This is a genomic window from Paenibacillus sp. E194 (genome assembly GCF_000935845.1).
GTDB lineage: Bacteria > Bacillota > Bacilli > Paenibacillales > Paenibacillaceae > Paenibacillus_B > Paenibacillus_B alvei_B.
This window is the reverse complement of the sequence record NZ_JMDX01000261.1, coordinates 1-7495: the sequence shown is the minus strand read 5'-3', so window position 1 is coordinate 7495 and position 7495 is coordinate 1. Positions and strand designations below refer to the sequence as shown.

At 44.9% G+C, this 7495-nt stretch carries 5 protein-coding genes; 1 reads left to right on the top strand and 4 read right to left on the bottom strand.

The window, feature by feature from the left end; all coding sequences use genetic code 11:
• Positions 1–155: 155 nt before the first annotated feature.
• Positions 156–2144, top strand: coding sequence for a serine hydrolase (locus AZ66_RS24475; protein WP_044357262.1), 1989 nt, complete (start codon positions 156–158; stop codon positions 2142–2144).
• Positions 2145–2269: 125 nt separating this feature from the next.
• Here AZ66_RS24475 and AZ66_RS24470 read toward each other — a convergent pair whose 3' ends face one another.
• The 4 genes from AZ66_RS24470 to AZ66_RS24455 form a co-directional block, all read right to left on the bottom strand.
• On the bottom strand, positions 2270–4069 hold the full coding sequence (locus AZ66_RS24470; protein WP_044357261.1) for a helix-turn-helix transcriptional regulator: 1800 nt from the start codon (positions 4067–4069) through the stop codon (positions 2270–2272).
• A gap of 100 nt (positions 4070–4169) precedes the next feature.
• Complete coding sequence (locus AZ66_RS24465) at positions 4170–4757, bottom strand: sensor domain-containing protein (protein ID WP_044357260.1); 588 nt, start codon at positions 4755–4757, stop codon at positions 4170–4172.
• A gap of 121 nt (positions 4758–4878) precedes the next feature.
• Positions 4879–5055 carry a hypothetical protein gene (locus tag AZ66_RS33070; RefSeq protein ID WP_231587031.1) on the bottom strand — a complete coding sequence of 59 codons (177 nt, stop codon included), beginning with the start codon at positions 5053–5055 and terminating at the stop codon, positions 4879–4881.
• Positions 5056–5086: 31 nt separating this feature from the next.
• Complete coding sequence (locus AZ66_RS24455) at positions 5087–7390, bottom strand: S9 family peptidase (protein ID WP_044357257.1); 2304 nt, start codon at positions 7388–7390, stop codon at positions 5087–5089.
• Between the last annotated feature and the right edge of the window lie 105 nt (positions 7391–7495).

Here is a 7495-nt window from a genome sequence, read left to right as displayed (position 1 = left end):
CGGTCATAAATCCTAGTGCCTAATTGTCATATGACACTTTGAAGTGTCTTGATATTTAGGGTGACGAAATGAAACTTGTTGATATGACAAGCCTTTTGCCATACTCGGATCAGCCGGTTGTTATGAGGCAAAACCATTTTGAGGAGAGACCATTTATGAACAAAAAGACTCGCACCATCGCGGTTCTGCTATTATCCGCTATGGCAACGACCGCATGGATGCCAGCTAGCGGCCAGGCAACTGCCGCAACAATGGCCACAACTAATGCACCTGTAAATTCTAGCTTGGAGGGGCCCCACGATGCCAAGGAGGCAGAAGCATTTGCAGATAGCGTTTTTAAGGACATGATGAAGAAGCATAACACAGTCGGTTCTAATTTCTCGCTCGTAGCCGATGGGAAAGTGTTAGTAAGTAAAGGTTACGGTTATGCCGACAAAGAAAAGAAGATTCCCGTTGATAAAGACACCGTATTTCAGATCGGCTCTGTTACCAAGCAATTCACGGCCTTGGCTGCTATGCAGATGGTCGATAAGGGGAAAATCGATTTACATGGCGACATTCAAAAGTACTTAGGAGGATTCAAGATTCCGAATAAGACGGGGAAAAAGCTAACCATGTATGATCTGCTTACCTATTCAACCGGATTTGATAAGCCCGATATCAGTTCGTATTATTCACCGGAATATGTTAATAAAGAATATCCATTAAAGGATGTTCTCAAAACACATATGCCAACGGTTGTGAGGCCTCCGGGAGAAGCTTACGTTTATGACAATTTTGGGTTTTTGCTAGCGGGGTATGCGGTAGAGAACGTCTCGGGGATGCCCTATTCTAAGTATATGGAGAAAAACATTTTGGGCCCGCTAGGCATGACCTCAACGAGTGTGCGGCATACGCCTGAACTACTAGGCAGAATGGCTGCTCACTATGGACCGAAGGGTGAACTGATCGCTATGGAGGGAACTATACCTACAGAGAAGCCTGAAGGTGGTATGATCTCAACAGCAGATGACATGGCGAAGTATCTCATCATGCATCTGAATAAAGGAAAGTATGATGGCAAAGAAATTCTGAGCCAAAAAAGCATAGAGCAAATGCACACCTACCAGTATTTTGCTGATAAAACGCTTCCTATTACAACAATCGGGTTCGAAGGCTACTTCCGTGAGAAGATGAATGGTCAACATGTGATTCTAAAAGGAGGGAATGTTACAGGGCATTCATCCCTGATTGTTATTCTGCCTGAGAAAAAAGTAGCCTTTTATATGTCCAATAATGACGACAACGTCCCGTTTAGCATGGACGTGTATACAGCATTTATGAATCACTATTATCCAAAAAAGAAAGAGGTAACGCCAACCTATTCGGCACTCAGTGAGCAGCAAGCCAAAGCGTATGTCGGATTATATGTAAACATGCGTTTTAATGCTTTTAGAACTAAGGTTTCTTATTCGAACGGGCACTTAGTTTCGGAAACACCTTCAGGCAAGCATACGCTGAAAATGATCAGCCCTACGCTGTTCGAAGATGAATCAGGTAATAAAGTGCCGTTTACGAAAAACGCAGCTGGCAAAATTGCATATATGTATATTGTAAATATGCCAGAGGCAGCTTCAATGGCAGAGAAAGTTAACGTTGATTCACCATTCTCTGATGTACCTGCGAGCAGTAAGTATAAACCGTATATTAACAATCTTAACGCTTTGAAAGTCATGAGCGGGAAGTCTGCCCATATCTTTGATCCAAAAGGAACGATGACTCAAGCTGAATTCTCAGAAGTGCTACTTCGCGCCAATGGGTGGCATAAACAGCCTTTCATGCTTGAAGGCAATAAGAAGCAGATGGTAGCCGGACTGCCTAATTTTAATCCTAATTCTCCGATCACTAGACAAATGGCGGCGGTAATGATCCAAAACCTGAAACAGGTAGAGCCTAAAAAGAAGGTTAAACTGAATGGAAAAACGGATGCTTGGGCTGTAGAATCCATTAAAGCGCTTATATCCCAAGGGATCATGGACCCGGATACTAAGGTTAATTCTGATGGCTCCGTGAACTTCCATTCAAAAGAGCTTTTGAAACGTCAAGAAGCTAGTGCCTTATTGGATCAAGCATTTAATTACTATACTTTACCCATCCGTCACTAATTGATCCGATTCATGAACCCTAGCCAAGTTGAAGGGCTTATATAGTAAGAAACAAGCGGCTGCCTATGCTGCCGCTTGTTTTTAGTTTTGCCGTGTCCAGCGGCATTCTACAGCGAGCGATAAGGTTATTCCAGCAGCCCGGCCTCTAGTGCTTTTTGCACCGCTTCCTCCCGGTTGCGAACTCCCAACTTCATATAGGCCGATGATGCATAGTTTCTAACCGTACCATCGGATAAATACAATTTGGAAGCAATTGTTTTATATCGTAGACCTTTCGATACGAACTGCAATATTTCAATCTCCCGTGAGGTTAAATCATAGGCAGCTCCCATCTGGGTTGGCGACGTATCGTCTCTAGTCTTATCCGCCTCCAGCTGTGCGAACAATTTGTTTGACATCTCTTGATCGATCAAGGTACCTCCGCGATAAACCGTGCGTATCGTCTCAGCAAGTTCTGCCGGCTTGATGGATTTTAATAAATATCCGTCAACTCCGCTTTGCAATGCCTCCAGGGCTTGTCTAGTATCTTCGAACGTAGTAAGAATCAGAATACGTATCTGAGGCCACATTTGCTTAATGGTACGAGATGCGGTGATCCCGTCCATGTTTGGCATGTCCACATCCATAAGAACCAATTGAGGTTGAACCTGCTTGCAGAGCGCAATGGCTTGTTCGCCATCCTCAGCTGTCCCTACAACTTGTAAATCCTGCTGCTCCTCCAAAAGAGTCCGCAAGCTTTCACGAATAAAGGGTTGATCATCGACGACTAACAGGCGGATGACTTCATCTTTAAGCTCCATTTGCCGCGGCAAGGTGCAGGTAACGAGGGTGCCTTCACCCGATTGGGTATAGACAGCAACATGACCTTGCAAATTCAACGCTCGCTCTTTCATGGCGTTTAAGCCGAAGCCATCCTGCACTTGTTCCATTCCATGACCATTATCTTGAATTTCCAGCCTCGTCTGCTGAGGCTCGAACTTCATTGATACGGTAATCTCCTTCGCGCGTCCATGACGCACAGCATTCGTGAGCGATTCCTGCAAGCAGCGATACAGCGCTGTCTTCGCTTGTTTCGTTACTGGATATTCCTCACCAAAGGTCTGAAAACGAACCGCTACCTTCGCATGCTCCTGAAACTCCTCGGCCAGTTTCCGCAAATACTGAATCAGCGGGAGCGCCTCCTGCGGTGATTCAATTTGATGCACATATCCTCTTACTTCCTCCATATTTTGACGGGCTAAGTTCAACATGGTATCTAGCCGTTCCATTCCTGTCTCGGTCGCTAGCTCAGGCCGCAAGGTTTCCAACCCCATAATAAGGGAAGTGTAAGCATGGCCGACGGTATCATGGAGCTCTTTGGAGAGCCGGCTTCGTTCCTCAGCCAAAGTGATACGCTCGACTTGCGATAAGTACTGTTCCAACACCCCATTTTGCTCCCGGATAATCTCGCCTTGACGATGACTAACCATCAATAAATGGAAGGAAAAACCGAACACATACGCTATTCCAACATGAGTGGTCATGAGCCAGAAATCACTCTGCTCTTCAAGCAATTTAATATTGGCGGGTACGAATATAACAGATATAGGCCCCGTCCAGAGATAGGCTCTTTGACCGCTGTTAGCGGCAATTAAAAATGCATACAACAAGAACGAGAGATAAGCCTCCGGAAAGAAGGAAGCTAAATACAAGCACAATCCGCCCGAGATCACGATCTCTGTAAACAAGTAGTATGTATAATTGAGCTGTAAGCACAGCCAAGGAACAGAAAAAGAGACAATCTGCCAAATCACAAGACCCCATAGCGGCAACGTGAAATAAGCTGCTCGCTCAACGATTGTGAAAAAAAGAAAACTACCGCAAATCAATCGGATCATGAGCATGAACCAGTCATACCAGAACCACCGCTTCACCATATCGAACATTATGAATCAACCCCTCAGAGCTTTCAGTTAAAATTACGTAATTATAAAAGAGTACACCACCACCCAACGATACTTTTTAGGCAAAATCGAGGCATGCCTTCTAGCGGTTCACGCTATTCATCATAAGACGGGTGTAGTGACCTAGCATTCGTGTCAAGGAGCCTGCAAGCCTACTGCTCGCCATCATGTATGCAACGCCTACGGCCGATACCAGCACAGATTTTGCAAAATTGTCTATTGGAACATCCATAAAGGAAATGTTGATAAACGGAAACAAGTACGGAATGACAATCATCGCGAGTGGAAGTACATAAAGAAAGGCCGTAAGGATGAGGCTTACAATCCCTATCGGAAACTTTAGCATCAACCAGAAGATAGCGATCCAATTGCGCCGGTTCAGCATCTCCCTCCTTGCGTGGAGCCAGATGGAGGTATCAGTGTTTATGTGTTTAACGCACAGTGCTGTGGTAACGTCCGTATAGATCTTGGTCTGTATGCGTTCAAATTGTAGAAAGGTGGACGTCGTTTGCAGAACATGAGTAATCAGAGGAATGCCTACAACGGTAAACGAAAGACTGAATCCTAGCGTAAGCGCAACAAGATAAAAGAAAAAGTAAAATACCCCAGTAACGAAGGTGAATAACAGGAAATAGCCATTTTGAATAAAACTGACGACGTTTCTTGTCATCAAAGAGCCCACATCCTTTGCAAGTAGTCATGATAGTCTACGGCTCTCGATGTCATATCCGCCAGTAACATCATGTCATATGACACATAGCGAAAGCATTCTGCTTCTCTACTGTGTTCCGTTAGCGCAATACCTGCATTTCCGTTCGAGCAAATGCCCATAAAAAAAAGAAAAAGGACGCCCACAACCTTGCGGGCGCTCTCCATTGATTCCGGCGTTCTGACAAAGTATGTTCTACATAAACACCTCGTTCGGTAACTCGAATTGCTATACGCTTGTAGCCTTCTCTCAGCTTCATGGCTACGCCATGCTCCTCGCCTATGGATACCTTATTTGCTCTGCGGCTTCAAATATTTATCCAAAAACTTGATCATTGTACTGAAGAAATCGATCAAGTTCTCTTCGTTAGTGAAGCCATGTCCTTCATTATCCTTGACCATATACTCCACTTGCGCGCCGCGTTTTTTGAGTGCTTCTACAAATTGGTCGGAATCTGCTTTTTTCACCCGCGGATCATTCGCCCCTTGAGCCACGAATAATGGTGTTACGATCTTATCGACGTGGAACACCGGCGAAACTTCCTTCAGCATTTCTTTGTCCTTTTCGTCATTGCCGACACGTTCGTTATAGAGATTTCTCATGTTCTCCCAATACGGTGGAACCGTTCCCAAGAGCGAGAACATATTCGTTATACCTACATGATCAACAGCAGCAGCATACAATTCCGGCGTTTTCGTAATGCCCGTCAAGGCTGAGAATCCGCCAAACGATATGCCATAAATACCAACTCGTTTCGGATCAGCAATCCCTTGCTGAATCGCCCACTTCACACCGTCAGTAATATCATCTTGAATTTTTAATCCCCATTGTTTATTTCCTGCATCCATAAAGGACTTCCCATACCCCATGGATGAACGGAAATTCATTTGAAGTACGGCATACCCGCGGTTTGCGAGCAATTGTACATCCGGGCTGAAGCCCCACATATCACGTATCCACGGCCCACCATGCGGATTAACGATCATTGGCAGGTTTTGAGGCTTTTTATTTTTCGGTAATGTTAAGTAACCGTGAATCGTTAATCCGTCTCTGCTCTTGTAAGAGATCGGATACATATCAGCCATCTGATCTGGTTTAAGCCACGGACTCATATTACCTAAGAATCTTAACTCACCAGATACGTTATCGTACAAATAATACATCCCGTAAGTCTTATCATTCGAAACACTAACGATCAGCCTCGTCATATCCTCGTTATAATCGTTTAGCCCGATTTCACTTTCACTGACGCCAAGCTTCTGCTGCAGCTTGCGGTACATCGCCTCGAATTTATCATCGAAAAACGCCAAATGCGTTTTATCTGTCACATAGATAGCCGCCAGCATTTTATCTTGATTTTTGTCGTAAAATGCTCCAGTCACGTCAACTTCCGGATGCTGATACAGAACTTCTTCCTTACCCTTTACATTCAGCTTGACGAGCGCCGTCTTATCCCGACCGTTATTGGAGACCGCATAGATCGATTTACCGTCTGCCGAGAAACCAAGCGGATTTATCGTATCCCCAAAATTTAACCTAGCCAGCGGTTTGAACGCTTCTTCCTCCGTATCGCGGTACAACAATGTACTTACGATACCGTCGCTCTCAGTAGCGAGTCGAATCTTGCCTTGGCGATCAGCTACCCATGCCATAATATTCCCTGGGTTTTTGGCGATCAGCTTCGTTTCCCCTGTCTTTACATTCAATTTATATACATCGAAGATAGCAGCATCTTCTTTATTCATCGAGATCAGAATTTCGTCTTTCACACCAGATAATTCGCTGACGAGTTGAACATTGACCTGATCGTAAGGGGTCAAATCCACTTCCTTATTGCCATTAAAAGTGGACGAATAAATATGGAAATTCTCATCTCCGCCCTTATCTTTGCGATATAGAATGTTATCGCCTTTCCAGAAGAAGCCGGCGATATCGCGATCTTTTGAGCTTGTCACGCGAATAGGCTCGCTTTTCTCTCCGATTTTCTCTACAAACACATTGGAACGGTTCTCCCAAGTACCCGCATAAGAAAGATACTTGCCATCTGGAGAAAGCTCATACCCAAAGCTGCCCGGACTCCGAAAGAAGTCTTCCACGGAAATTTGTGACACACCTCTGTCGTCCATCGTTGATAGCATTTTATTGCTGTAATTTTTAAGCACAACAGCCGCTTGAGCTACAGTCACTGACTGATCTTCGTGTAAGCTTCCATCTGCATTCCCTTGAATGAGCCCAAGTGCCTTGGCGCTTGTCGCATATTCGGCTAAGCTCGTTTCTCCCTGTTCCTTGCCGAGTGCTCGCACCATCATGCGTGCCATCTCGCCGCGTTTGATCGGAGCGTCAACGGAAGTGAATTCTCCTTCCTTCAACCACCCTTTCTCGGAAGCAACCTTCATCGGATCGATGCCATGTTGATAGGTAAGCGATACTACCGCATAACGGATAAAATCTTTAACAGAAATTGCTTGATTTTGTTGCACCCCTTTGTCAACAATTCCCTTCGTTATGAGTGTCTGTACTCCATCTTGATACCATGGTGCTGCTTGTTTCGCTCCATCCTGTGCCATGACTGACACGGGAACGGATACGGCCATAATAGCCGCAATCGCTGTGGAGACTAGTCTTTTTTTCTTGCATTCATGATTTAAGTTTCCCCTCTCTGCTGGAAGTGTTACATTAGGGAATGAATGTTAATTACT

What these genes read in the sequence shown, in the direction of transcription:
- AZ66_RS24455 (WP_044357257.1), bottom strand. Translation starts at nt 7,390, where the DNA reads ATGGCCGTATCCGTTCCCGTGTCAGTCATGGCACAGGATGGAGCGAAA.
- AZ66_RS24470 (WP_044357261.1), bottom strand. Translation starts at nt 4,069, where the DNA reads ATGTTCGATATGGTGAAGCGGTGGTTCTGGTATGACTGGTTCATGCTC.
- AZ66_RS24475 (WP_044357262.1), top strand. Translation starts at nt 156, where the DNA reads ATGAACAAAAAGACTCGCACCATCGCGGTTCTGCTATTATCCGCTATG.
- AZ66_RS24465 (WP_044357260.1), bottom strand. Translation starts at nt 4,757, where the DNA reads ATGACAAGAAACGTCGTCAGTTTTATTCAAAATGGCTATTTCCTGTTA.
- AZ66_RS33070 (WP_231587031.1), bottom strand. Translation starts at nt 5,055, where the DNA reads ATGAAGCTGAGAGAAGGCTACAAGCGTATAGCAATTCGAGTTACCGAA.